The organism is Aminobacter sp. UC22_36 (genome assembly GCF_044056035.1).
Lineage (GTDB): Bacteria > Pseudomonadota > Alphaproteobacteria > Rhizobiales > Rhizobiaceae > Aminobacter.
The window spans coordinates 1282501-1307702 of record NZ_CP171996.1; the positions used below are offsets into that span (position 1 = coordinate 1282501).

Below are 25202 nucleotides of genomic sequence, written 5' to 3' on the forward strand. Positions count from 1 at the left end.
TCATGCGCAAGCATGTGGAGGGTGGCACAGACCAGGGGGTAGCGACTGTTTATCAAAAACACAGGGCTCTGCGAAGTCGCAAGACGACGTATAGGGTCTGACGCCTGCCCGGTGCTGGAAGGTTAAAGGGAGAGGTGCAAGCTTTGAACTGAAGCCCCAGTAAACGGCGGCCGTAACTATAACGGTCCTAAGGTAGCGAAATTCCTTGTCGGGTAAGTTCCGACCTGCACGAATGGCGTAACGACTTCCCCGCTGTCTCCAGCATAGACTCAGTGAAATTGAATTCCCCGTGAAGATGCGGGGTTCCTGCGGTTAGACGGAAAGACCCCGTGCACCTTTACTATAGCTTTACATTGGCATTCGTAGTGGCATGTGTAGGATAGGTGGTAGGCTTTGAAGCCAGGGCGCCAGCCTTGGTGGAGCCACCCTTGAAATACCACCCTTATCTCTATGGATGTCTAACCGCGGCCCGTTATCCGGGTCCGGGACAATGTATGGTGGGTAGTTTGACTGGGGCGGTCGCCTCCTAAAGAGTAACGGAGGCGCGCGATGGTGGGCTCAGACCGGTCGGAAATCGGTCGTCGAGTGCAATGGCATAAGCCCGCCTGACTGCGAGACTGACAAGTCGAGCAGAGACGAAAGTCGGTCATAGTGATCCGGTGGTCCCGCGTGGAAGGGCCATCGCTCAACGGATAAAAGGTACGCCGGGGATAACAGGCTGATGACCCCCAAGAGTCCATATCGACGGGGTTGTTTGGCACCTCGATGTCGACTCATCGCATCCTGGGGCTGGAGCAGGTCCCAAGGGTATGGCTGTTCGCCATTTAAAGCGGTACGTGAGTTGGGTTCAGAACGTCGTGAGACAGTTCGGTCCCTATCTGCCGTGGGTGTAGGAATATTGAAAGGATCTGTCCCTAGTACGAGAGGACCGGGATGGACGGATCTCTGGTGGACCTGTTGTGGCGCCAGCCGCATAGCAGGGTAGCTATATCCGGACGGGATAACCGCTGAAGGCATCTAAGCGGGAAACCCACCTTAAAACGAGTATTCCCTGAGAACCGTGGAAGACGACCACGTTGATAGGCCGGGTGTGGAAGTGCGGCAACGCATGAAGCTTACCGGTACTAATAGTTCGATAGGCTTGATCGTTCTCATTCCTAATGCTCATCACAGTGCGATCCCAAAAGGATCGTCACACTGCCAAAAGCAGGATGAAAAGGCACATAAAGACCAGCGAATAGCCACGAGAGGCACCCCAACAGTTCCACTGTCGACGCCCCTCCACGCTCCTCGCTACACAAAGCTTCTCGATAAAACGTGCGTTTTGCCGACCTGGTGGTTATGGCGGAGCGGCTGCACCCGATCCCATTCCGAACTCGGCCGTGAAACGCTCCAGCGCTGATGGTACTTCGTCTCAAGACGCGGGAGAGTAAGTCGCTGCCAGGTCTGCCAAACGCACGTTGAAATCTTCTCTTTGCAAAAAAGGCCCGCCAAAGGGTACACGGGCCGCGCAAGCGGCCCTTTCCATTGGCAGTCTCTCGAAATCATCCGGGCAAACACCCATATGATCTCAAGAGAAAGACCAAAACTTGCCGCAAGCACAGCTTGCGATAATGGTGGCGCGGGGTGGAGCAGCCCGGTAGCTCGTCAGGCTCATAACCTGAAGGTCACAGGTTCAAATCCTGTCCCCGCAACCAAACCTCTTCAAATCCACGAGCTCTATCGCTGGCGGGAAGCTCCGCTTCCCTGGCGATGGTAGCTCCTCGTCCTGCGGACCATAAGCTGAAGGTCACAGGTTCAAATCCTGTCCCCGCAACCAAATACACAAAAGCCCGCCTCGTGCGGGCTTTTGTGTATTTAGATGCACGGCACGGCCGAGTTGAACCTGCATCAGGGGCCCGCAAGCAGGCGACAGCCGACCAAGCGGGACAAAAAAGCCAAATCCTGAAACCAAAACCAAACCTTCCAAATCCACGAGCTCTATCGCTGGCGCCAAGCGCCGCTTCCCTGGCGATGGTAGATCCTCGTCCTGCGGACCATAAGCTGAAGGTCACAGGTTCAAATCCTGTCCCCGCAACCAAATAACAAAACAGCCCGCCTCGTGCGGGCTGTTTTGCTATCTGGCCGCTGGTGACGGTTCGATTTGAAGCCGCATCAGGGGCCCGCAAGCAGGCAAAGCCGACCAAGCGGGACAAAAAGCCAAATCCTGGCCCACCAACCAAACCTCTTCAAATCCACGAGCTCTATCGCTGGCGCCAAGCGCCGCTTCCCGGGCGATCGTAGCTCAGCGTCCGCACGCACCAACTTCTGTCATACTATGCAAACCGTCTCGGTCTAGCCGAGGCGGCTTTTTGCCTTTTGAGGCTGGGATGTCTGGATGGCAGCCGACACCCGGTGCCAAGGTTTGAACGTCTCACATGGGGCCGACAGCAGGCTGTCAGGTTCCGGTAGAGACTGGCGATAAGCTGCCGCTCCGCTTCTCGACCTCCGCCTGCTTGCCGAAAGCGGCGATATCATCAGCACACGCCGGGTCCGTAAACGCAGGCATCCTCGGCAAACGTGAGTGATGAATATGCACCGGCCACATCAGTTTGATCTGGCTATCCGTGTTTGTCTTTTTTTGTCCGATCTTTGTCCGGTGAATGGCTGGAGTACTTCGGCACAAGGTCTACGATTGCAGCACAGCATGGCTCACGGAGTGTCTGGAAATGACCGATACTGCTCTACTCGTCATTGATGCCCAGGAAAGTTTTCGTCAGCGCGCCAGCTGGGGGGAGGTCGATAGCCCGACCTATCTCAGGAACCAGCAGGCGCTTATCGATGGTGCAATTGAAAAGGGCTGGAAGATCGTGCGCGTGTTCCATGCCGAGCCCGAAGGCATTTTCTCCCCCGCCTCGGGTTTCGTTAGACCTCTCGCGGAACTCAAGCTCAACAAGCCCGACCTCGAGTTCTTCAAGTTCAGGCATTCCGCCTTCGTCGGCTCGCCGCTTGAAGTGTACCTGATCGAGAACGGCATCCGTCGCCTCGTCATTTCCGGCATTCGCACCGAACAATGCTGTGAGACGACCACGCGCCATGGTTCGGATCTCGGTTGGCAGGTCGACTACGTTACCGAGGCTACCCATACCATGCCGCTTACCGACGCTACCGGAAAAACCTGGACGGCCGAAATGATCAAGGCCCGCACGGCAGCCGTTCTCGATGGGCGCTTCGCCCGCGTCTGCACGATCGCCGAGGCTCTGGCCAACGAGACGACGGCTGCCGCAGCATGACGCCGCCGCGTCGGGTTCCAACCTACGTCGTACTGCCGGCGCGGACCCTGCTGCTCGATGTGGCGGGGCCTATGGAGGCCCTGCGCTACGCCAATCGGCTGCAGCAGGACGTGCAGTTCGACGTCGACTATGTCGGCGCATTGCCCGAGGTCACGACCTCGATTGGGCTGCGCGTTGCCGGCATCTCGCCACTGCCCGAGACCGTTGAGGCAGGCGCCATGATCGTGATCGCAGGTGACACCGACGAGCCAATGGATGCGGGCCAGCCCTTCGAGGCGCCCGATCAAGGCTCCGACGAACTGGTCCAGTGGTTGCGGCGCAGCTTAAGGCCCGGCATTTTGCTCGTGTCGATCTGCTCGGGTGCTCTCCTGGCGGGGAGAGCGGGGCTGCTTGACGGGGTCAAATGCACCACGCATTTCACCGATTGCGACCGTCTCGCCCGGATTGCGCCGTTGGCCAAGGTGCTGGAGAACCGGCTCTATGTGGAGGATGGCGAACGCTATACCAGCGCCGGCATCACCGCCGGTATCGACTTGATGCTGCATATCATCGGCCAAATCACCAACCCGGCGGTCGCCGCCGCCGTAGCAAAGTCGCTCGTCGTCTATTTCCGGCGCCTCGGCACTGATCCGCAGCTTTCGCCATGGCTTGAAGGGAGAAACCACATCCACTCGGCCATCCATCGGGTACAGGACGCAATAACCGCCGATCCGGCGCGAGACTGGTCGCTCGCAACGCTGGCTGACATCGCCATTGCCAGCCCCCGACACCTTAGCCGCCTGTTCAATGACCAAGCCGGCATGAGCATTCCCGATTATCTCAACCGGCTACGCGTCGCACTGGCCCAGCAGCTTCTGAGCGAGACGAGGCTCGACATTGAGCGGGTGGCAGAGCGCGTGGGTTATGGTTCAAGCCGGCAATTGCGTCGCGCCTGGGGAAGGTTCAATGCGACTCCTCCGAGTGCACTTCGGCGCGGGGATCCTCTTCACCTGCCCAAAAGCTGAACTCCGCAGCGTGCAAATTGGCGGTCTTACGATTGGCTGCTATTTCCGCTCAGTTCTTCAAAAACTGCCTACCGCTTTGGGGCCGGCTTCGGTGGGAGGTCTCGGTGGCGTCAGTGGGCAAGATTGTCGGTGAGGAAAGAAAGAAGAGGCTGAACAATGCGGGCTTCGCTCTTCTCCTCACCGATGACCACGATCTCGGTCATCGGAAGTGCAGGCCACTGATCCGAAGGGCGGATGACCTGCAATCCGTCCTGAACGAATGATCTCCCCAGCACTGTCACCCCGAAACCACCGGCGACGGCTGCGCGCGCGCCGGCCAGGCTGTTGGTCGTGCAGGCCACAAACCAATCGCGCCGAACCGAATCGAGCGCCTTGATGGCCACGCCGCGATAGGTGCACGGGGCCGGCAAGAGAACCAGCGGCACCGGTTCGCCTGGATCGCGATCATATTGCTTGGACGAGATCCACATCAACGGCTCACGCCAGATGACCCTGCCTCGCTGCGCACGCCCATCCTTTTTGGCGATGACGATATCCAGCCGATCCTCGTCATAGGCAGCCAAGAGGTTGCAACTGAGGCCAGTCATCAGTTCGAGCCTCACCGCTGGACACAGACTGGCAAATTTCGACAACAAGGCGGGCAGATGGTGCGGTACGAAATCTTCCGAAATGCCAATACGCAGCCGTTCGACCTCTGCGAAATCGACAAGCGTACGAACCGCCAGATCGTTGAACTCGAGCATGCGCCTTGCCGCTGAGAGAAGGCGTTCCCCCTCGCCCGTGAGGACAAGGGAACGGCTGGTTCGCCTGAACAGCGGTCGCCCCAAAAGATCCTCCAGTCGGATGATCTTTTGACTGACGGCGGACTGCGAACGCCCGACGACGTCAGCGGCAGCAGTAAAGCTGCCCGTTTCGGCGACCGTCGTGAATGCCCGGAGAAGATCGATCTCCAGATCGGGATATCTCATTGCGGCCCCTGTCTGTCGTCCAAGCGTCACCATAAGCTAGAAGCGTTCCAGATCGATAGCATTAGATTTATGCGTTTCCTCTCATGCAGCGCTGACGGCACACTCCCAAAAGACGAAACGTGTTGGGAATCGTGAATGCGTGCAATGGTCCTGAAGGCTTTCGGAGGCCCGGAGAACGTCAACCTTGCCAGGCTTGAGACACCTCGACCTGCCCCAGGAGAGGTGCTGGTGCGGCTGCAGGCAGCGTCGGTGAACCCGGTCGACGTCCGTATCCGGAACGGTCTTCCCATCGGACCTGCTCTGCCGGCGGTGCTGGGCGCCGATCTTGCCGGCACCGTGGAAGCCATAGGCGAAGGCGTGACCGACCTGGTGCCGGGCGACGAGGTCTATGGCTGCGCTGGCGGCGTGAAAGGCCTCGGTGGCACATTCGCCGAATACATTGCCGCCGATGCTCGCCTGCTGGCGCCGAAGCCAAAAAACCTTTCGATGATCGAGGCAGCGGCGCTGCCCCTGGTATCGATTACCGCATGGAACTGCATGACGCGCACCGACGTTTGCGCTTCCGACCATGTCCTGGTGCACGGTGGCTGCGGCGGCGTTGGCCATATCGCCATCCAGTTGGCAAAAGCACGCGGCGCGCGTGTTGCAGCGACCGTCTCTTCAACGGAAAAGGCAGCACTCGCCCGCAAATTGGGCGCAGACGACACGATCCTCTATCCACGTGAACCGGTACAGGACTATGTCCACAGGCTGACTGCGGGGCATGGGTTCGATGTCGTCGTCGACACGGTCGGCGGTAGTAGCCTGGACCATTCCTTGCAGGCCGCTGCACCGCTCGGCCGCGTTGTCGCGACCGCCGCGCGAAGCACCCACGATCTGTCGCCGATGCATGGCAAGGCGCTGTCTCTCCACGTCGTGTTCATGCTGATCCCCCTGCTTTCGGGTATCGGCAGGGAGGAGCATGGCCGGATTCTCCGCGAACTGGCGACTTTGGTCGAAAACGGGAGCGTTCGCCCATTGATCGATCCCGAACGCTTCACTCTCGACAGGCTGCCCGATGCCTTCCGCCGTCTCGAAAGCGGGCAGGCGCTTGGCAAGGTCGTCGTTGAAATAGCTGGACACTTCGATGCCTGAAACGCCCTCGCAACGCCTCGACATGCACAAGGCGGCAGAAGCAATTCTGAGTGCCGAACGCGATGCGATGAGCATGCAGCCGCTCAGTGGCGAACATCCAGATCTCACGCTCGATGACGCATATCTCATCCAGAACCTGCTTAACGACATTCGCCAGAAGCAGGGGCTCCGTTTCGCTGGCCACAAGATCGGTCTGACCTGGCGCTCGACCCAAATCGCATGCGCTCTGACCGAACCTATCCGCGGAAGAATCCTGAGCAATGCTGTCTTCGACAGCGGCACCATGATGTCAGCTGCACGGTTCGTGAAACCACATATCGAAATGGAACTGGCCTTCATCATGGCGCGTGACCTCGATCAACCAGGCGCAACAATCGATGAGGTGCTGCAGGCTACGGACCATGTGGTCCCGGCCCTCGAGCTTGTCGACCATCGAATGGCTCCGCCGCGCATTGTCGCTGACACGGTTGCCGACAATTCCGCCTTCGCTGCCGTAATTCTTTCCGAACGGCGCTTGCGTCCACACGACATCGACACCCGTTGGGTCGGCGCAACCCTGTCGCGCAATGGCGTCGTGGAAGAAGCGGGCGTTTCAGCAATCGGGATGGGTCATCCGGCCGCCTGTGTCGCTTGGCTTGCGAACGCGCTTATCGAGGCCGGAGAGCGCCTCCGCAAGGGAGACATTGTCATGTCCGGAGCGTTCGCAAGAGCGGTAGCAGTATCGCACGGCGACTTTATCGAAGCGGATTTTGGGCCATACGGAAGCGTCAAGGCAACGTTTTGAAGAACGCGCCGGCTTTTTCGTCGGCTCCTGCCGTCCACTCACCAGCCACCACAATCGCCTGACGCCACGATTTCGTGGTGCCGACATCCCCCGGGGGAGGAGCATACAATGAGCAATCGCAACCATGATGAAAAGCCGATACCAGCCGCGGTCGCGCAGATGGCCCGAATGGCCAAGGCCGGCAAGATGGACCGGCGCGAGTTTCTGACCATCGCCAGTACGATGGGACTGAGCGCGGCGACCGCCTATGCACTTGCGGGCCTGGCACTGCCTGTGTCCGCGCGGGCGGCAACCCCGCAAAAAGGCGGCGTGCTCAGGGTTGCGATGCCCGTCAAGGAACTGAAGGATCCGCGTACTTTCGACTGGGGCGAGATGGGCAATCTCGGCAGGCAGTTTCTCGATCCCTTTGTCAAATACACCGCCAACTACACATTCGAGCCCATGCTTCTCGAAAGCTGGGACGTCAACGACGATGCGACGCAGTACGTGCTGCATCTGCGCAAAGGCGTGAAATGGAACAACGGCGACGATTTCACGGCGGAGGATGCGATATTCAACATCAACCGCTGGTGCGACAAGAAAACGCCGGGCAACTCCATGGCCGGGCGCATGGCCGCACTGGTCGATCCCGCAACCGGAAAAGCGCGTGCAGGCGCCATCGCCAAGGTTGACGATCATACGGTCAAGCTGTCGTTGTCGAAATCGGACATCTCGCTGATTGCGAACTTCGCCGATTTCCCCGCACTCATCGTCCACCGCAGTTACGAGGAAAGGGGTTCCGATCTGGTGACGCACCCCATTGGGACAGGGCCGTTTGAGCTCGTCTCCTTCGAAACGTCGGTACGTGCCGTCTACAAACGCCGGGACGGCTGGTGGGGGCGGCGAAACCTACCTGGATGGTGTCGAGTTCATTGATTACGGCACCGATCCCAATGCACTCGCCAGTGCATTCGAAGCCGGCGAAGTCGACGCCAATTTCGAAACCACCGGCGATCAGATTCAAGTGCTGGATTCCATGGGGCTTGCCCGCAGCGAAGCCCCGACCGCAGCGACCGCCGTTGCCCGGTTCAATGTGAGAAGCAAGCCTTACGACGATCAGCGCGTACGCAACGCAATGCAACTCGCCGTCGACAATGCTGCAGTCCTCAGCCTCGGCTACAGCGGCCGCGGCAATGTCGCCGAAAACCACCATGTCTGCCCAATTCACCCCGAGTACTTCCCCTTGCCGAAGCTGGAGCGGAATCTCGAAAAGGCTGCGGCTCTCATGGAGGAAGCCGGCATGATGGATTTCGAACACGACCTCATCAGCAGCGACGATGACTGGCATCGGGGGACGGCCGACGCGATCGCGGGGCAGTTGCGAGAAGCAGGCTTCAAGGTCAAGCGCACCGTGCTGCCTAGTTCCACATTCTGGAATGACTGGACGAAGTTTCCGTTTTCGCTGACCGGGTGGACGATGCGTCCTCTGGGTGTCCAGATCCTGGCGCTCGCTTATCGGAGCGGTGAGGCCTGGAACGAAACCGGGTTTGCCAACGATGAGTTCGATACAAAACTCAACGAGGCGCTTTCGATTTCCGATGTCGACAAACGTCGCAACGCCATGGAAGACATTGAAAAGATTCTTCAAGGGTCAGGTGTCATCATCCAGCCCTACTGGCGCAAGGTCTTTGCCCACTTCGTCCCCAAGGTCAAAGACCATCACGCTCATCCGCTTCTCCAGATTCAGCTCGAAAAGGTGTGGCTCGAGTCCTGAAGGCGCGACCGGCACACCGAGTGGACGCGACGGGCTCCGACCGCCACAAGAACCTAGGGCGCCGCTGCCGATGTCAGTTTTTGGCGAATGGCAGCGGTGCCTCTTGGCCGGCACAAAAGTACCGCAGGCAACGCCTGCAAATGGTGGCGGGGGGTGGAGCAGCCCGGTAGCTCGTCAGGCTCATAACCTGAAGGTCACAGGTTCAAATCCTGTCCCCGCAACCATTGATAACGACACTCCCGTGAGCCCTGCTCCGGGAGTGTTTTTGTTTGCAGGGCCAACAGCCTGTCGCTCGGTCCAGTTCAGGATCGTGCCCAGTTCTCCGTACAGCGTCGCCGCGATCTCGCCGCGCTTCGCGCCAGGTGTCAGAACGATCTTCTCGATCAACGATCTCAGCGCTGTCGCGGCTTGCGGCCGGTCGTCCGGATAGTTGAGCGCCTCGGTCAGATGCGCCACCTTCCGCGCATAGAGTGACGATATGCTCGGCAGCAGGTCCGGCTTGTCCTGGGGAGCGGCGGCAAGCTGGTTCGTGAGGTCAGCCTTGCGCGCCTCGAGCGCGTCCATCTCGGCCTTCATGCTCACCTGAAACATGCCGGCCTTGATCGCTTCGATGATGCTGCGGATCTGCTTGTCGACCTTCACCAGTTCTGCGTTCCAGCCGTCGGCATTGGCGCGGCGTTCGCGGTTGAGACGGTTGGTCTCCTCGGCGTAGGCCCTCATCGCAACCGCGGCTGCCTCCGGCGCCATCATCCTGTTCTTCAGGCCGGCCAGCACCCGCTGTTCCAGTTCGCTCCGCGCTATGGTGCGCTTGTTCGGGCATGAGCCATTGCTGGTGTGGCTGGAGCAGGCGAAGCGGTCGACGCTACGCAAGGAATAGGGCCCCTCGCAGCACCCGCAAAAGACAAGTCCCGACAGCAGCGACTTCGGCCGGCGGGCGCTGCTCAGCCGATTGCGCATGTGGTGAGCGCGGACAGCCGTGGTCAGGTTGACGGACCTGTCGGCGATATCGATCTGGCGCACCTTGACCGCTTGCCAGAGTTCGTCGCTTACGATGCGCAACTCCGGCACATCGGTGACGATCCATTCGCTCTCCGGATTGAGGCGGGAGACGCGCTTGCCGGTTGCGGGATCCTTCACATAGCGCTGGCGGTTCCACACCAGTCGACCGACATAGAGTTCGTTGTTGATGATGCCCGTCCCCCGCTTTATGTGACCGCGGATCGTCGTGTCGTTCCACAGCTTGCCTGCGGGTCCTGATATACCCTGGTCGTTCAGGTTCTTGGCGATCGTGCGCGGACTGATGCCTGTGGCAAAGTCCCGGAAGATGCGGCGGATGACATCGGCCTGATCGGTGTCGATCTCGCGGTCGCCCTTGATCTGTTCGCCGCGTTCGTCGACACGCCTGACGACACGATAGCCGTAACACAGCCCGCCGCCGGACTTGCCGAGTTCTACGCGGCCGCGCAATCCGCGCCGGGTCCTCATGGCGAGGTCCCCGAGAAACAGGGCGTTCATGGTGCCCTTGAGGCCGACATGCAGTTCGGAGATCGCGCCCTCTGCGAGAGTGACGATCGGCACGCCGGCGAACTTCAAATGTTTGTAGAGTGTTGCGATGTCGGCCTGGTCGCGGGAAATGCGGTCAAGGGCCTCGGCCAGCACCAGCTGGAACAACCCGCATTGGGCGTCGCGGACCAGCTTCTGGATACCGGGCCGCAGGATCTGGCTTGCGCCGGAGATTCCGGCATCCTGGTAGGTGCCGGCGATCTCCCAGTCTTCGCGCGTCGCATGTTCGCGGCAGAGCCGGAACTGGTCCTCGATCGAGGCTGCCCGCTGCTGGTCGGAAGAGTAGCGGGCATAAAGTGCTACGCGCATGGTCATGAGCGGTTCTCTCTCGGTCTAGCTGGTGTCGGAATTGCCGTCGCCGGCTCTTTCGCCCGGTGGTTCTGCCTTGGCCGCGTGAGAGTTGGGGGCGGCATTGGCGTCCGTTGCGTTTGCAAAGCGCTCGCGTGCCATGCCGCGGCCAATCAGCCAGGCGAGAGCCAGAATCGCCGGATGGGTTTTGGGCCTGTCGGTGCTCGGAGAGTGCCGCGCGTCGGCGGCCGTCATGTTGTCTTCTGCCATAGGCTTCCTCGCTTCGGTGTGTCGAAGCGGGGATGAAGCTGCCAGATATGCTGGCCGGGAAGGGGGAAAATGCGGTCGTAGCAACGTGGCGCGCAATGACCTGCATTCGGCGCCCTCTCCTAAGCAGACGCAGGATGCCGACTGCCGCGACGCTGGTAGCGCCGATCAAGGCCTTGGCGCCAACCCGCCTTGACCTTGACCGGCTCCGCCGTGAAGCCACATGCAATGAAGCCACCCGGCGAATTGTCCGGCAGGGCCGGGGAGAGGCAAGCCTCACCGTTTACCGTCCGGGAAAAACGCATGCGGTGTCAGCTGGCGCCCGATCCGCATCAGGTCCTCGCGCGCCGAGCGGATTTGTGGCCAGGGAAAGGCCGAACGATCCTCCCAGTCCGCGCCGTTGCGCAACACCGCATCGAGCTTGCCCACAACGCCTGAAAGCGAGACGGCGGGCGTCCCGGAAAGCGCCTCCAGCAGCGCCGCGCATTCTGCAAAGCCTGCCTGCTCAGCTCTCAGACCCTCGAAATAGCCGATCTCCGTCGCAACCACCTCGAAATGTGCTTGTCGCGCATCGAGTTCAGCTTCGGCCCTGTCGCGGATCTCCGCCATGTCCGTTCGCTCGCCGATGATCCGGTCCAGCGCTGCCTTCGAGCAAACGATGGTCTCCTCGCCGCCAGGGACGCTCACAACCGTCCACAGCCCGTCCACTCGCTCGGCAAGTGCTGCCTCGAGTTCCTGCAGCCGGTCACAGCGCCACATTGCTTGCTCATATGCAGCATTCCAATCGCGCCACAGCACCACCGCCGGGTCCGGTGCTGGATCGGGCATTACGTCAGAAGCCGCTGTCGCGCGTGAGGCCCCAAAAGCCCTCCCAACGCCGGCGACAAACAACCCGCCAAGCGCCAGCCGCCGCGTGACGCACCCAAAACTCATGCTATGGTCGGAATCAGCCATGATCCGAGCTCCCAACAGCTTAGGTTGTGGTTAGGTCGCTAACGGTGGTTGCACACCCTTGGCGGCCGCTGACAATGACAAAATCGTATCAGGGTTACGATAATGGCGATGGCGCTGCAGATCAACAAAAATCGTATCTGTGTTACGAAATGAATGCAGTTCAATGTAAAATGGCGCGCGTGGCGCTGGGATGGGGAACGCGAGACCTTGCTCGAAACGCGGAAGTATCACCTGATACGATCGCCCGTCTTGAACGTGGCGAGCAGCTGAAGGGTTCAACGATCGACGCAATTCGAATAGCTTTCGAGGCCGCTGGTATCGAGTTCATTCCGGCAAATGGCGGCGGCCCCGGCGTACGGCTGGCTCGAAACTTAGAACCGAAGAGCACGTAAAGCCCGGAGAGGGTTCCTATTTAGGCATTGCTCCGCGCCAACACTGCGACCATCTTCTCAACCCAGCTGTCATTCATAACGGTGGCAGTGTATGTCTGGCTCTGCCCTCCGAAGGCAGAGGTCACAGGTTCGAATCCTGTCGGATGCGCCAATAAAATCAAATGGTTATGGGAAGTTTGCGCGATTTCGTGCCTCGTCCCACATCTGCGGCCCACATAAAGCTTCCTTTCTGCGTTGAAGTGCTTTACCCGGCCGTTAGGGGTGAGGGCTGGGAACGTGTCTGTACTAAAACATCCTTTTGCGATCGGCGTTGTCGTTTTCTTCTTGTCGTGGAACATACTTGCGGCACTGCTAGGCCCGACGGCCTGTAACTCAGGCTGGCAATCTAGCTCCATCGGGCGCCAAGGCGCGTGCTCACATCACGGCGGCGTGGACCGATTACCGGCTGTTGTTGCGACCGTCGCAAGCCTCCTATTAGCCTTTGGGGCAGGAAGTCTCGCAAGCAATTTGCAGTCGCAACGTCGCACTCCAGCTGGTAGCCGCATACAGCGAATGTCCGCTAACCCTGCCCGAGCTCCTGGCTTGGGTTGCCCCAAGTGCGGCACGCAGAGGCGCGGAATGGCACGAGACGGCCGGATAGTCCTGCAATGCCCCGCAGACGGGTGCGGGCATATTGAGCCCTACTAGCTAGAGAGTTGCCGAAGCTGGGTGAGTGATGAAGGCTCATGTTACGGGCAAGAAACAACAGGCCGACTATCCCGGTGTGCTTAGTTGGCACTACTGCATTTGCAGAACCAGCCGCGCGCATCATGGCGCATGACGCCGCTCTGTGTGTTCGGCCTGATCGCAATTTCAGTCTTGCTCTTTTCGTCGAGGGAAAAGCAGTCCTTGTAAAGATCGACATACTGCATGAGCAACTGGTGAGCGTTTTTGCCAGTTATGGTCGTTGCCTCGCAGACCAACGTTTGCGCTAAATCCTCGGGGTCTGTTCGATAGCTCATGGCAGGGTCTTCACGTGTAGCGTTCCGAAGCAAACCTGGCAGCGGCAGGGCGTAGCCATGCACGTTCACCGGGATCGAATAGGTGCTGCCCGGTACTTCGTCAGGCCAAAAATAAAGCCCGATTGCCCCTAAGATAGCGGTCACTATGTAGGAACGTATGTCCCCAAAGATTAACGTACCCCACCTGACAATGAATGACGGCTTCCGCTCGGCCGGTTCCGGCATAGTCTAACTCGCCGCCGGACCAGGCAAGATTAGAACTAGCCTGATGGCCTCGCTCAGTGCCTCGATCACAAAAGATCCACCTTCAACTATCCCACAGGAAACAACCTCACTTCGGCGCTCAAAGGACGCCTGCTTGTACGCGGCATCCATGACGCATTGACGCAACGTTGCCGATTCTTGGCCAACTAGAGTGTTTTCAAGTGTTCCCAGCTGGTCGGCGTTCTCGTTCGTGCGCCATTTTTGGACGAGAGCCTGCATCAACACCGGAATAAAGGCATCCCATGCCGCGTCAGTCTCGCTCGGCTTCGCAGTCGCAAGTTGTCGGTAGTTCCGTGCAGCGGCAATGGCTGGCTTTGCAGTCGTGGAGCTCGCGGAGGCCGGCTCCGGGTTGACATCGATAGAACAATATCTTGTCGGACGGTTCTCGTAGATGCTTACGATTAGCGTTCCATCGAAATTGACTTCCGCACCGTTGCTGACAGTCTTGCACTGCTTGTAACTGGTGTCCGCGAAGGTCGCATTCACTGTCACAATTAACGCGGCCAACGCCGCGACTGATGGCAAGAGATGCTGCACGCCCCGACCCCAACCGATTGCGTCTCACAAGAATACACGCATTTGTTGCGGGCTGTCCACTTGGACCACGGGCGCTGATTCAAATCAGAAATCGGTTACCGCGGAGCCCCAAGGCGTCCGCTTCTTGCTAATGTGCTGACGCGCATCGCGCTCGAGCGCATTTGCCCATGATTGCTCTTCAACTTTGGCGCGTCAGGAAGGACGTTTCGCCGCGATCCTTAGAAAAGCACAATCATTACAAGAGCCGAACTGGGCAAGGGTGTCGCCACTTTTGCCAAATCAGGGTAGAGCCTTCGACTAGCTGGCGACAGTCACTAACTGGATGGCACCCGGAGCGAAGCCGACACATCGAGCCGAAATGCTCGAGCCTCTACGTGCCGAGAAAAAGGCAGCCTAGCGCGCAGTCATCTGCGTGCCGCCTCATGCCTTGCTAAGTCTTTGTTGCCGGCCGCGATTGCCTCTTCTCTCGTCGAGAAGGGGCCAATCTCGTCCAAGGTGCTTCCCCGAAAGTGCACCTTGTAGTGATACCCGTCGGCCTTCTTGTTGACCTCGACACTGTTCAGAGCCGGCGAACCAAAACTCATCTTGGCTAACTCCCGTTGACTCGCTTCAAACTTCCATCGCTCAACCGCCTGTCGAGCGGCCCATTTATCCAGCAAACGATAGGAGAGCGAACAACCCTCCGCCAAGTAGCAGGGCGCCAAGTACAGTGACCGCGACGATGATGAATATCAGACCAATTAAGCCGCCCAGGCAGCCGCGCCCTTCCTGAGAAAATAGCATCAGGAATACTAGCCCGATGACAAAGCACACCAGCAGGAATGCCATGATACCCCCCCGTCAACCTCGCTGATCAGGTAACCAGAAATCGCACTGACCGACAACCAGCAGCGCTGCTTCGCCTGATGCCGAGGCGGATCAGGATTCCGCGAGTATTCGCGCGGGGTGACTTCAGGATTTGGATTTGCGCCAGCCGGCAGCGCGAGCTTCGCTTTCGGAGCAGAACCATCGCTCACCAAACTCTGGCCGAATGGTTGTCTCGGAGTAATGATACTGGCCAGGCACGTGAAAGATGCGCTCGCCAGTGTTTATGCTGACATTGCCCTTGATGTTGCAGTGGCTCGAGACCTTGCCGGCTCGAGGCGCGGTCGCAAAGCTCGGGATGCTAACACCGTCGATGAAATACCCGGCTGCCGCTGAACCTGCGAGTGCCAGAACAATCGGTACGCTGATGGGGTTTCGCGAGCGTCTCATAAGTGCATCGTAACCTGCGCGAGCTATCGCACTGGCAAACGCAGGTTGTGCAATTTTAACAATCGTCAAGTCAGGGTAGAGATTCTAGCTTCAGCACCCGGTTTTCAAGAAAGACCACTAGTGAACCGTTTCTCTCGCGTCCAGGATGCCGGCCTCCAATGCCGCGTCGGTGAATGCCTCTCGCGCCTCGGCAGGTGTGATGTGCCCAGTGCTCACGCAGTTCAGGGCCGTGGCAGCCATCCGCAGGCACAGTCCGCCTTTGTCCGGCCAGTTCTCGCTTCGCAGGCAATGCACCGCTTCGAGCACGGTACTGATCGTCTGCGGCCTTCTTGGTTTGCCGAAGTCAATCCTCACTGGTTTGTCGAACTCGATCCGTCGCAAAATGGAACCAAAGCCTCTGCCCTCGAAGCTTCGAAGGGCGGGATGATCATTCTGGGGCTCGATCTTTGTCAGCCACAGGTTGGCCGCTGCACGACACCTCGTCAAGCCTTTCAGTGATGGAGGCGCGAGCGGCGGGCGAGGCCTATCCGCTTCAGGTCTTTGCAGGCGGCTCAATCAACAGGATGCCGGAACTCGCCGCAGAATGCCGTGAACGCCTCCCGAGCTTCCTCAATAGATATCGATCCATGGATGGCGCCCTGTATGGCGCTCTCGGCCAGATAGAAAAACGGTCCACGAGCGTTTGCCGGCCATTCGTCGAGAAACTCTACGGCCTCAGGCACCGATCGTATCTCACGAAGGGAAAATCCTGGGCCGTTGATCAGTATGGTTGGTACGATTTCCATCCAAACCAACGCGCTGGATGGGGGAGGGTTGCATGGACGCACGCCGGTCCACATGGTCAGCCCCGGTCAGTCATCCTCTGCCTCGATCAAGTCGATGATCTCTTCGACGGTTTCGGTCACCAGGTAGTTGGTTGTATAGTCGCCGCCCATACTGCTGCAGTGCACCTCCGTGAAGCTCACGCCGGCTTTCCGTGCGAAACTGATGATGTGGTTCACGTTGATGAAGATCGCCGTGGCGGCTTCTCCATGTAGCGTCAGGTTGATGAACATAGGGCCTTCCCAGTTGAGGCGCGCATCCTTCCACCACTCCGGCCGCCTGTCGAGCGGGCCAACCCGCCCAAACAAGCGGACCGTGCGCTATTTCTTGCTGTCCGTTGCCCGCAAATGGTCGTGTAGAACGTTGATCTCTTCCCAGCGGTATTGAGCGCCTGAGCGCGTGATTATCTTGGCCGAGGAATGTCGCCTGCCTAGCGGGACATTTGCTGCGTGCCGCAGGGCTTGCGACAGGTGATCAAATGCCATCCCATACGGCAGTTGACTGTCGTCACACTCAAAGAAAGTAGCAGGCTCGTGTAGATCGACGGACTTGATGTCTTTCATCGTGCGCACCGCCTAAACGAACGCCCCAGAAGTGGGCCTCAGTTGAGTGTGTCCTGGGTAACTTCCTGGACGGTAGCAGGATCCCGCGCACGGTCCATCAGCCCGATGGCTAAAAGGGCAGCCACAGCAAATGCGACGGCCGCCGTCATCGCATAAATGCCTCGCATGTTCTTCTGCATCCGCGCATCTCCTTTGAGATGACCGGAATCAACCGTCGACAGCCCAAACGGTTCCGCCAAGCCAATCGACTGCTCAAACCGGGGAGAGGACCGCAGAAGCTGCCGCGTTCAGGTGCAAAGACACGCCGCCCGTCCGGCAGTTCGATTGCCATCATCTCGTCAGGTAGCTGCACAAGGTTCCGCAGCGCGAGTGCCGCTGCGGCGTCCGTTACCAGCGTCACAGATGCAAGTTTCGCTTGCTTCTTCTGCGTCACGCCGAATTCCACGCGCCAGCGAAACAGGATGCCGGTCGCGATCCCATGCCGGCGCGCGACAGCCGAGACCGTTGCACCTCCAGCTCCACTCTCTTGCACGACGATGAGCTTCTGCGCGTCCGTAAGAACCGGCGGCCGCGCGTGGCGGCAATGTGTCATCTGTGTGCCCACGTCGCGCCGTTAGTGATACCACTAACGGTTCGGCGGGCGGAGGGATGAAGACGTGCCCGCCAGTTGACATCCAGTTCGCCATCCTCCAAGCGGTCACGTCAACGGCGTAGCGCGTAAGGCGACAGATGCTGCGCGGCAGCATACTCGCGAACGCCCATGCCGCTCCAATTCATCGCCTCGACATGCTTTGCCCAGAACGCCCGGAGCGCACGATTGCGTACGTCCGTGCTCACGCCAAAGCGTTGGCGTTGACGTCGGCGCGGCCCTTTCTGGCGCTGTTGCGGACACGCTTCTCGGAGCAATTGTGCCTGCGACTGCGCATGCTTACGCGCCGCTTCCTTGCCCATCAGGTGGTCAAGCCAGCGCTCGAACCTGCGCCGGTTGAGATGGTGATGGCGGCAATAGGTTGTGCGCGCCAACTCGCTCTGACGCCACGCTTCGACGTGAACCACCCAGAAGGACTTACGTGCCGTGTTCTCGAAATGTCTCAAGTTCACCGGAGATTATCCATGCTACGAAGGAACCCCACTTGCTGCGAATTTGCACCACGCCAACGAGGTGTCAGGACCGGACGGTTACACGGCGAGTATGCGTCCGGGGGCTGCACGTGATGTCAGCTCTTGACGGGATTTTGCGCTTTCCACGCCCATGGCAGGAGTTCATCGAGGCTGCTGACGGGATGCCCATCGAGCATGCGCTGCAGTACGTCGGCGAGATAGGAGTAGGGCTCGACATCGTTGAGCTTGGCAGTTTCGGTGAGAGAGCAAACGATCGCCCAGCGGCCGCCGCCGCCATCGCTGCCGGCGAACAGGTGGTTCTTGCGGCCGAGCGCAACGGGACGGATGGCCCGCTCGACCGGGTTGGTATCGAGCTCGACACGACCATCGGTGAGGAAGCGGGTCAGTCCGGTCCAACGCGACAGCGCATAGCGGATCGCTTCTGCAAGCGTGCTGCGTCCGGAGATGTGCTGGAGCTGCACTTCCAGCCAGGTGTGGAAGGCGGCAACAACGGGTTTCGATCGCTGCAGCCGCGCCGCAAGCCTAAGGGCCGGCGACTGTCCGCGCACATCCGCCTCGACGGCATAGATTTCACCGATCCGGCGCAGGGCTTCCGCCGCCACGGGCGATCCGGTCGCTTCGACCACGTCATAGAACTTGCGCCTCGTATGCGCCCAGCAGGCGGCGAGAGCGATATCGCCACGGGCAGCGAGCTGTTCGAAGCCGGCATAACCATCGACATGCAGCACACCTTTGAAGTGCTGAAGATGCGATATCGGGCGCTCGGCCTTTCGGTCCGGCGCAAACAGGTAGACTGCCGCCGGCGGCTCGGGTCCGGCCCAAGTGCGTTGCTCACGGGCATAGACCCACAACCCCCCCGTCTTGGTCCGCCCGCGGCCCGGATCGAGCACCGGCACCGGTGTGTCGTCGGCGAACAGATGGTTGGAGGCGAATATGTTCTTCACCAGCCGCTCGTGCAGGGCTTCCAGCCACCAGCAGGCGCCGCCGACCCATCCAGCCAGCGTCGAGCGTGCCAGATCGACACCATGCCGGGCGAATATCTGCGACTGCCGGTAGAGCGGCGTGTGATCGCAATATTTGGAGACCAGCACCTGCGCCAGAAGCGCCGGCGTTGCCAATCCGCCGGCGATCAACCGCTCCGGCGCAGGCGCTTGCGCTACCGTCTCGCAAGTCCGGCAGGCGTATTTCGGGCGCGTGATGCGGACAACGCGAAGCTGTGCCGGAACCCAGTCGAGCATCTCGCTGACGCTCTCGCCGATCGCATGAAGTGCGCCGCCACAGCACACACAATACGCTTCTTCGATGTCGAGCCGCATGTCCTCGCGCGGCAGATGATCGGGCAGCGGCTTGCGGTGGGATGGCCGCTCCAACGGTGGATGGACGCTCGGTGTGCTCTCCCGGATGCGGGCGATGTCGGCATCGAGGTCTTCCAGCGCGAGCGCCAGTTGGTCGGGATCGAGGCGCTCGGAACGCCGGCCGAACTGCGCCCGCTGAAGCTTCCTGATGATCGATTGGAGGCGTTCGATCTCGCCATCGCGGCTCTCGACGGCAGCTGCCATATCGCGCAGCAGACGCTGCAAAAGTGCTGGATCGGACGGCAGATTGTCGAGGTCGATCAACATGATCGAATCTACCATGAACCGCTCAAAAACCCAAGGATTCCGGTAGTTTCTGCGTCGATCGGAGGACCGTTTTCAGCCGGCCAGCGCCGGTCTCCAAATACGCTCGGGTGCGCGCCAGTCGATGCCCTCGATCAGCATGGCAAGCTGTGCCGGCGTCAATGTGATCGAGCCGTCATAACCTGCCATACGTGGCCACACGAAGCTGCCCTGGTCGAGCCGCTTGGTGAACAGACACAGCCCGTTGCCATCCCAGAACAGGATCTTGAGCAGCGACGCCTTCTTTCCCCGGAAGGCAAACAGATGACCCGAGAACGGGTCCTGCTTCAGCGTTGCCTGGACCAGCATGGCGAGCCCGTCCAGCCCCTTCCGCATGTCGGTGTGACCCAGCGCCAGATGCACCTTCACGCCCGCCGGAACGATCATCATGATGCAGTCCCTCCGCTGTCGACGAACGCTCGTACGGCAACAGGATCACTGCCCGCAGGTGCAAAGACACGCCGCCCATCCGGCAGTTCGATTGCCATCATCCCGTCAGGGGGCCGCACAAGATTCTGCAGCGCGAGTGCCGCTGCCGCGTCCGTAGCCAGCGTCACAGATGCCAGTTTCGCTTGCTTCTTCTGCGTCACGCCGAATTCCGCGCGCCAACGAAACAGGATGCCGGTCGCGATCCCGTGCCGGCGCGCGACAGCCGAGACCGTTGCACCTGCAGCTTCACTCTCCTGGACGATGGCGAGCTTCTGCGCGTCCGTGAAGAACCGGCGGAAGCGCGTGGCGGGAGTGTCATCTGGACGCGCTGTCAAGCCGTTTTCGGACGTCGCGCCGTTAGTGATATCACTAACGGCCGGGCGGGCGGCGGGATGAAGATGCGCGCGCCAGTCGATCTCAACCTCGCCATCCTCCAAGCGGTCACGCCAACGGCGCAGCGCGTAGGGCGAAAGCTGCAGTGCCGCGGCGTATTCGCGAACGCCCATGCCGCTCCAGTTCATCGCCTCGACATGCATTGCCCAGAACGCCCGGAGCGCACGATTGCGCACATCCGTGCTCACGCCAAAACGTTGGCGTTGACGCCGGCGCGGTCCTTTCTGGCATTGTTTCGGACACGCTTCCTGGCGCAATTGTGCCTGCGATTCCGCATGTTTGCGCGCTGCTTCCTTGCCCATCAGGTGGTCAAGCCAGCGCTCGAACGTACGCCGGTTGAGATGGTGATGGCGGCAATAGGTTGTGCGCGCCAGCCCGCTCTGACGCCACGCTTCGACATGAATCACCCAGAAGGACTTACGCGCCGTGTTCTCGAAATGTCTCAAATTCACCGGAGACCCTCCACGCTACGAAGGAACTCCACATGCTGCGATTTTGCACTACGCCAACGAGGTGTCAGGACCGGACGCTTACCACGGCGACAAAGGACGGCGAGATAAAAGCGCATGCCCGAAACGCGTTAAGCCATTGGCATGGCTAGCGTTTTCCTGTGCATATCGGCCGGTCGCGGGCATACTGCCCGGTTTTTATGGGAGAATTCAGAACCTTCGCATGCACATGGTAGTTGCTCTGGCAGCCGGCAGCCTCGCGTAAGGTTGGAAGATCGGCACCTCGAAGCCGATCGCCATGCCCTGATGCTTGGCTGCGTATTGGCCCTAAAGAAGAGGGTTCGACCATTTGTGGCTGAAACAAAGGATGCCGAGCTCGGCATTGCGCTCCGCCCTCCAGTTTCGGAGCTTAGCGCGTGTCTTGGGGTCCTGCAGGTTCCATTCGAGGAATTCGAATGGATCGTTCAATGCGTCGATCCGCGCGATCTTCAGCCGGCGATCCTTGATGGCGAGTAGCCCAAATTCTTGGGATGTGAAGTGATAGAGACGCATGGCTGAGAAGGAGCCGACCTGTTCGAAGACAGCAATCTTATCTGAAATCCCACTAGATATTGACCTTGATCTCGCTGAGGCCCTCTAGGGGGCGTTCGGATTTAGATGGCAAGACCTCGATGGCGTTGTGGATACTGCGAATATCTGCAAAGTACTCTGGAAGTCCGTCGCTCGTTTGCAGCGCGCTCTCTTTCTCCTCCCAGTCCGCGATTTAACGACAATGAGCCTAGCCAAGCCTTCTCCCAAGCGGCAATCTGTCGGACGGGGGGAACAACGATATGAAGCTGATCGGCGAGAACCTTCGCTTGAGTGCGCACGACCTGACAGGGTACGTGAACTGTCGACATTTGACGCAACTGGAACTAAAGGCTGCCACCGGCGTGCTGAAACGGCCAAAGCCTTGGGACCCGGCGCTGGAGGCGCTTTGGGGAACGAGGCTTCCGGCATGAGCGTGAGTTTGTGCAGTCGCTCGCTGATCAAGGTTTGCGAATAGACTTCATCGATGGCGTGGACGTCGACGATGCGGCCGTTGCGAGCACACTTGCCGCAATGAAAGACGGTGTCGATGTTATCGTGCAAGCCGCACTTCGCTCGGGCGACTGGATTGGTCGTGCAGACGTGCTCCGTCGCGTTGAGTTGGGCAGCGACCTCGGTGTCTGGTCGTACCAGGCTTACGATACCAAACTCTCGCGGGTCACCAATGCCAACACGATCCTACAGCTGTGTCTGTATTCAGAACTGCTCGAGAGGATGCAGGGTGCGACGCCGGAATACATGCATGTGGTGGCGCCCTGGAGCGATTTCGTACCTCAAAACTATCGTGTCGCAGAGTTTGCGGCGTACTACCGCCGTGTGAAGGGTGGGCTTGCAACAGCGATCGGGACCATCCCGGCTCCTGCAACTTATCCTCATCCGAACCCGCACTGTGATATTTGTTCGTGGCGCAGCGAGTGCAATGCGCAAAGGCGAGCCGACGACCACCTGTCGCTCGTTGCCGGAATCTCTTCTCTGCAAATCGCAGAGTTGAACGCGCACAGCATCTCCACTGTGGCTGCGCTAGCGGCCATCCCACTTCCGCTGCCATGGAAGCCTGAGCGTGGCACGCGTCATGGCTTCGTTCGGGTGCGTGAGCAGGCGCGGCTGCAGGTTGAATCCCGTGACGCGGGTGAGCTTCGTTTCGAAACCTTGCAGATTGCACTTGGGTTCGGTCTTGCGGCACTTCCAGAGCCGTCTGACGCCGATATCTACCTCGATTTTGAGGGTGACAGCTTCGTCGGAGAAAACGGCCAGGAATATCTGCTTGGCTACGCATTCAAAGGAGCGAGCGGTGCGCTGGAATATGTTGGCCTCTGGGGGCTGACGCGCGAGAACGAGAAGCGTGCCTTCGAAGAGTTCATCGACTTGGTTATGGAGCGCTGGGAGGCGAATCCGGACCTGCACATCTACCACTATGGAGCCTACGAGCCGGCGGCGCTCAAGCGGTTGATGGGTCGGTACGGCACCCGGGAGGACGAGCTCGATCGCATCCTCCGTGGCCTCCTCATGGTCGATCTGCTCAGCGTGGTTCGACACGCCATTCGCGCTGGCGTGGAAAGTTACTCGATCAAGCGATTGGAGCCGCTCTACGGGTTCGAGCGTCGGACCGATCTTCCGGACGCGAACTTGGCTTTGACGCGCCTACAAACAGCTCTGGAGCTCGGCGACCTTAACGATATTAGCGCCGCGGAGCGGGATGTGGTCGAGAGTTACAATCGAGATGATTGTGCCTCGACGCGACATCTCCACTTCTGGCTTGAGCAATTGCGGGCTCAGGCAATCGCATCTGGAACGCATATCGACCGACCTATTCGCGGGGATGGATCTCCCAACGACAAGGTCGCGGCGTGGCTGGCGCGGATCACCCCTTTGGTGAACGCCTTGACGGCCGATGTACCTGCCAATTCGGCAGAGAGGACTCCTGAACAGCACGGCCGCTGGCTACTAGGACAGATGCTCGACTTCCACCGTCGCGAGGACAAGGCGAGCTGGTGGGAATACTTCCGTCTCAGAGATCTCGACGCGGAGGAACTCGTCGACGAGAAGGTCGGGCTCGGCGGTCTGACGCTGCAAGCGACGGTTGGCGGAACTGCGAAGTGCCCAATTCACCGATATGCTTTTCCGCCGCAGGAAACGGATCTGCGACCAGGCAAGAAGCTCAAAATGGTTGGCGGCGAGAGTTCTCGGCGCGATTGAGGCGATCAGCGTCGAAGGACGAACCATCGACATCAAGAAGGCGGCTGCGTGTGCTGACGTACATCCGTCAGCGATTTTCATGCATGAGCATGTCGGATCCGAGCCGATGATGGAAGCGCTCGTGCGGCTGGCCGAGTATGTCATCGGCCACGGCCTAGAAGGGGAGGGGCCACATCAAGCGGCACGTGACCTGCTACTGCGAGTACCGCCTCGTTGGGCAGGTGGAGGCGCTGTTCGAGATGAGACTGAGGATGCGCTGGACGCAGCGCTCCGGATTGCCCGCCTGATCGAAAGTGATGTTCTGCCCGTGCAGGGACCTCCAGGCACTGGAAAGACTTACACCGGTTCACGCATGATTGCCGAACTCGTCCGCCGTGGAAAGCGAGTAGGCATCGTTGCGAACGGCCATGCGGTGGTGCGCAACCTCCTTGACGCGGTGATTGAGCGTGCAGATGAGCAAGGGCTTGACCTGGTCTGCGCTCAGAAGCCGGGCGAGAAGGAGCCAGATCAGCCCCGCCTCCGAATTGTAGGAAAGAATGCGGACCTAGTTGCAGCGCTTCGAGGGGGATGTCAGGTCGGTGGCGGAACCGCCTGGCTTTGGTCCTCGCCTGAGGCATACGAGGGGGTGGACGTGTTGTTCGTCGACGAGGCGGCGCAGATGTCCCTCGCCAACGTGCTTGCCGTGGCTCAAGCGGCAAAAGCGGTGGTTTTGCTTGGGGATCCTCGCCAGCTCGACCAACCGATGCAAGGGAGTCACCCGGAGGGCACTGACACATCGGCCCTAAATCATATCCTAGCCGGCGTCCAGACGATCGGTCCCGGCCAAGGGCTGTTTCTGGAGCAGACATGGCGCCTTCACCCATCCATATGCGAATTCACCTCCGAGTTGTTCTATGAGGGGAAGTTGAGGTCGCGGCCGGGGCTGGAGGTACAGGCGGTAGAGGGTGGGCCGGCTACCGGAAGCGGGCTTCGCTACATTCCGGTGCATCACGTCGGCAATCAAAACTGCTCACTGGAGGAGGCCAATGCAGTGGCTGATCTCGTCCGCGGGATCGTTGACGCAGGCGCTACCTGGATCGACCCAAACGGTGACGAACGTCTAGTCGGCCTGAGCGAGATATTGATCATCACGCCGTACAATGCGCAGGTCTACGAAATTCAGCAACGGCTGCCTGGCGCACGCATTGGCACGGTAGATAAGTTCCAGGGCCAGGAAGCGCCGATCGCGATCTACTCCCTCGCAACCTCGAGCCATGCCGATGCGCCCCGAGGCATGGAGTTTCTGTACAGCCTGAATCGGCTGAACGTGGCGACCTCTCGTGCTCGCTGCCTGTCATACTTGGTCTGCAGTCCAGCTGTCTTCGAGGCTGAGTGCCGCAGTCCGCGGCAGATGCAACTCGCCAATGCCTTCTGCCGGTATCTCGAGATGGCCGGCTGATTATTCGCGAAGCTAAGAGGTGAGCCCGGGGCCATTGCGGCTCGTGCCTGCTCGCGTTGACAATGCAGGCCCGCAATGTTGGAGATCGGTGGATCGCCGCCAGACGGCG

26 protein-coding genes, 1 tRNA gene, 2 rRNA genes and 1 pseudogene (1 of these 30 running past the window's edge) are annotated in these 25202 nt (G+C 59.8%); 12 read left to right on the plus strand and 18 right to left on the minus strand.

The genetic code is table 11. The features are described from left to right. The 5 genes from ACHMW7_RS09540 to ACHMW7_RS09560 form a co-directional block, all read left to right on the plus strand. Nucleotides 1-1149 (plus strand): 23S ribosomal RNA (locus ACHMW7_RS09540) (it extends 1664 nt beyond the left edge of the window). Between the two features lie 182 nt (nucleotides 1150-1331). Continuing rightward, nucleotides 1332-1446: ribosomal RNA gene (rrf, locus tag ACHMW7_RS09545) — 5S ribosomal RNA — on the plus strand. Between the two features lie 174 nt (nucleotides 1447-1620). Beyond that, nucleotides 1621-1697, plus strand: a tRNA-Met gene (locus ACHMW7_RS09550). A 1011-nt stretch (nucleotides 1698-2708) separates the two neighbouring features. Then, entirely contained in the window at nucleotides 2709-3272 is a 564-nt protein-coding gene (locus ACHMW7_RS09555) for a cysteine hydrolase family protein (protein ID WP_395450023.1), read from the plus strand. After that, nucleotides 3269-4276 (plus strand): GlxA family transcriptional regulator, encoded by a 1008-nt coding sequence (locus ACHMW7_RS09560; RefSeq protein ID WP_395450024.1) that lies wholly within the window; start codon nucleotides 3269-3271, stop codon nucleotides 4274-4276. The genes ACHMW7_RS09555 and ACHMW7_RS09560 overlap by 4 nt, the downstream gene beginning before the upstream one ends. A 110-nt stretch (nucleotides 4277-4386) precedes the next feature. On the opposite strand, the gene ACHMW7_RS09565 is transcribed toward ACHMW7_RS09560, so the two are convergent. Then, complete coding sequence (locus ACHMW7_RS09565; RefSeq protein ID WP_395450025.1) at nucleotides 4387-5244, minus strand: LysR substrate-binding domain-containing protein; 858 nt, start codon at nucleotides 5242-5244, stop codon at nucleotides 4387-4389. Between the two features lie 135 nt (nucleotides 5245-5379). On the opposite strand from ACHMW7_RS09565, the gene ACHMW7_RS09570 reads away from it, so the two are divergent. The 3 genes and pseudogenes from ACHMW7_RS09570 (at nucleotide 5380) to ACHMW7_RS09580 (ending at nucleotide 8915) form a co-directional block, all read left to right on the plus strand. Beyond that, complete coding sequence (locus ACHMW7_RS09570) at nucleotides 5380-6378, plus strand: zinc-dependent alcohol dehydrogenase family protein (RefSeq protein ID WP_395450026.1); 999 nt, start codon at nucleotides 5380-5382, stop codon at nucleotides 6376-6378. Continuing rightward, the gene (locus ACHMW7_RS09575; RefSeq protein WP_395450027.1) at nucleotides 6371-7162 is read left to right on the plus strand and encodes a 2-keto-4-pentenoate hydratase; all 792 of its coding nucleotides are present in this window, start codon (nucleotides 6371-6373) and stop codon (nucleotides 7160-7162) included. Before ACHMW7_RS09570 ends, ACHMW7_RS09575 begins: the two co-directional genes overlap by 8 nt. Nucleotides 7163-7270: 108 nt before the next feature. Then, nucleotides 7271-8915, plus strand: a pseudogene (locus ACHMW7_RS09580) (ABC transporter substrate-binding protein). A gap of 180 nt (nucleotides 8916-9095) precedes the next feature. On the opposite strand, the gene ACHMW7_RS09585 reads toward ACHMW7_RS09580, so the two are convergent. The 3 genes from ACHMW7_RS09585 to ACHMW7_RS09595 form a co-directional block, all read right to left on the minus strand. Further along, entirely contained in the window at nucleotides 9096-10793 is a 1698-nt protein-coding gene (locus ACHMW7_RS09585) for a recombinase family protein (RefSeq protein ID WP_395450028.1), read from the minus strand. Nucleotides 10794-10811: 18 nt separating this feature from the next. Beyond that, complete coding sequence (locus ACHMW7_RS09590) at nucleotides 10812-11036, minus strand: hypothetical protein (RefSeq protein WP_395450029.1); 225 nt, start codon at nucleotides 11034-11036, stop codon at nucleotides 10812-10814. Nucleotides 11037-11309: 273 nt separating this feature from the next. After that, nucleotides 11310-11987: a hypothetical protein gene (locus ACHMW7_RS09595; protein ID WP_395450030.1), complete on the minus strand. Its 678-nt coding sequence runs from the start codon at nucleotides 11985-11987 to the stop codon at nucleotides 11310-11312. 149 nt (nucleotides 11988-12136) lie between these two features. Between ACHMW7_RS09595 and ACHMW7_RS09600 the strand changes: the two genes are divergently transcribed. Beyond that, nucleotides 12137-12379 carry a multiprotein-bridging factor 1 family protein gene (locus ACHMW7_RS09600; RefSeq protein WP_395451299.1) on the plus strand — a complete coding sequence of 81 codons (243 nt, stop codon included), beginning with the start codon at nucleotides 12137-12139 and terminating at the stop codon, nucleotides 12377-12379. Between the two features lie 767 nt (nucleotides 12380-13146). On the opposite strand, the gene ACHMW7_RS09605 is transcribed toward ACHMW7_RS09600, so the two are convergent. The 14 genes from ACHMW7_RS09605 to tnpA (ACHMW7_RS09670) form a co-directional block, all read right to left on the minus strand. Continuing rightward, the gene (locus tag ACHMW7_RS09605) at nucleotides 13147-13605 is read right to left on the minus strand and encodes a hypothetical protein (RefSeq protein ID WP_395450031.1); all 459 of its coding nucleotides are present in this window, start codon (nucleotides 13603-13605) and stop codon (nucleotides 13147-13149) included. A 3-nt stretch (nucleotides 13606-13608) separates the two neighbouring features. Further along, nucleotides 13609-14181 (minus strand): hypothetical protein, encoded by a 573-nt coding sequence (locus tag ACHMW7_RS09610; protein WP_395450032.1) that lies wholly within the window; start codon nucleotides 14179-14181, stop codon nucleotides 13609-13611. Between the two features lie 404 nt (nucleotides 14182-14585). Then, nucleotides 14586-14765, minus strand: a complete 180-nt coding sequence (locus tag ACHMW7_RS09615) for a hypothetical protein (protein WP_395450033.1) — start codon at nucleotides 14763-14765, stop codon at nucleotides 14586-14588. Between the two features lie 64 nt (nucleotides 14766-14829). Then, complete coding sequence (locus tag ACHMW7_RS09620) at nucleotides 14830-15009, minus strand: hypothetical protein (protein WP_395450034.1); 180 nt, start codon at nucleotides 15007-15009, stop codon at nucleotides 14830-14832. Nucleotides 15010-15552: 543 nt separating this feature from the next. Beyond that, nucleotides 15553-15789, minus strand: a complete 237-nt coding sequence (locus ACHMW7_RS09625) for a DUF982 domain-containing protein (protein ID WP_395451300.1) — start codon at nucleotides 15787-15789, stop codon at nucleotides 15553-15555. 197 nt (nucleotides 15790-15986) lie between these two features. Continuing rightward, nucleotides 15987-16274: a DUF982 domain-containing protein gene (locus tag ACHMW7_RS09630; RefSeq protein WP_395450035.1), complete on the minus strand. Its 288-nt coding sequence runs from the start codon at nucleotides 16272-16274 to the stop codon at nucleotides 15987-15989. Between the two features lie 12 nt (nucleotides 16275-16286). Then, on the minus strand, nucleotides 16287-16490 hold the full coding sequence (locus tag ACHMW7_RS09635) for a hypothetical protein (RefSeq protein ID WP_395450036.1): 204 nt from the start codon (nucleotides 16488-16490) through the stop codon (nucleotides 16287-16289). Between the two features lie 87 nt (nucleotides 16491-16577). Continuing rightward, nucleotides 16578-16820, minus strand: coding sequence for a hypothetical protein (locus ACHMW7_RS09640; RefSeq protein ID WP_395450037.1), 243 nt, complete (start codon nucleotides 16818-16820; stop codon nucleotides 16578-16580). A 38-nt stretch (nucleotides 16821-16858) separates the two neighbouring features. Further along, nucleotides 16859-16999 carry a hypothetical protein gene (locus ACHMW7_RS09645; RefSeq protein WP_395451492.1) on the minus strand — a complete coding sequence of 47 codons (141 nt, stop codon included), beginning with the start codon at nucleotides 16997-16999 and terminating at the stop codon, nucleotides 16859-16861. After that, a complete protein-coding gene (locus ACHMW7_RS09650; protein WP_395450038.1) occupies nucleotides 16966-17412 on the minus strand; it encodes a transposase in 447 nt (148 codons plus the stop codon). Before ACHMW7_RS09650 ends, ACHMW7_RS09645 begins: the two co-directional genes overlap by 34 nt. Before the next feature lie 110 nt (nucleotides 17413-17522). Next, a complete protein-coding gene (gene tnpA, locus ACHMW7_RS09655) occupies nucleotides 17523-17921 on the minus strand; it encodes an IS66 family insertion sequence element accessory protein TnpA (RefSeq protein WP_395450039.1) in 399 nt (132 codons plus the stop codon). A gap of 116 nt (nucleotides 17922-18037) precedes the next feature. Then, nucleotides 18038-19564, minus strand: a complete 1527-nt coding sequence (gene tnpC / locus ACHMW7_RS09660) for an IS66 family transposase (RefSeq protein ID WP_395451301.1) — start codon at nucleotides 19562-19564, stop codon at nucleotides 18038-18040. Nucleotides 19565-19636: 72 nt separating this feature from the next. Continuing rightward, nucleotides 19637-19990, minus strand: coding sequence for an IS66 family insertion sequence element accessory protein TnpB (tnpB, locus tag ACHMW7_RS09665; RefSeq protein ID WP_067965081.1), 354 nt, complete (start codon nucleotides 19988-19990; stop codon nucleotides 19637-19639). Further along, entirely contained in the window at nucleotides 19987-20874 is an 888-nt protein-coding gene (gene tnpA, locus ACHMW7_RS09670; protein ID WP_067965083.1) for an IS66-like element accessory protein TnpA, read from the minus strand. The genes tnpB and tnpA (ACHMW7_RS09670) overlap by 4 nt, the downstream gene beginning before the upstream one ends. 827 nt (nucleotides 20875-21701) lie before the next feature. On the opposite strand from tnpA (ACHMW7_RS09670), the gene ACHMW7_RS09675 reads away from it, so the two are divergent. Genes ACHMW7_RS09675 through ACHMW7_RS09685 form a run of 3 tightly spaced genes read left to right on the plus strand, consistent with a single transcriptional unit; the run spans nucleotide 21702 to nucleotide 25093 of the window. Next, on the plus strand, nucleotides 21702-21872 hold the full coding sequence (locus ACHMW7_RS09675; RefSeq protein WP_395450040.1) for a hypothetical protein: 171 nt from the start codon (nucleotides 21702-21704) through the stop codon (nucleotides 21870-21872). A 10-nt stretch (nucleotides 21873-21882) separates the two neighbouring features. Beyond that, nucleotides 21883-23655, plus strand: a complete 1773-nt coding sequence (locus ACHMW7_RS09680) for a TM0106 family RecB-like putative nuclease (RefSeq protein WP_395450041.1) — start codon at nucleotides 21883-21885, stop codon at nucleotides 23653-23655. Continuing rightward, the gene (locus tag ACHMW7_RS09685; RefSeq protein WP_395450042.1) at nucleotides 23627-25093 is read left to right on the plus strand and encodes a DEAD/DEAH box helicase; all 1467 of its coding nucleotides are present in this window, start codon (nucleotides 23627-23629) and stop codon (nucleotides 25091-25093) included. Before ACHMW7_RS09680 ends, ACHMW7_RS09685 begins: the two co-directional genes overlap by 29 nt. Nucleotides 25094-25202 lie beyond the last annotated feature (109 nt).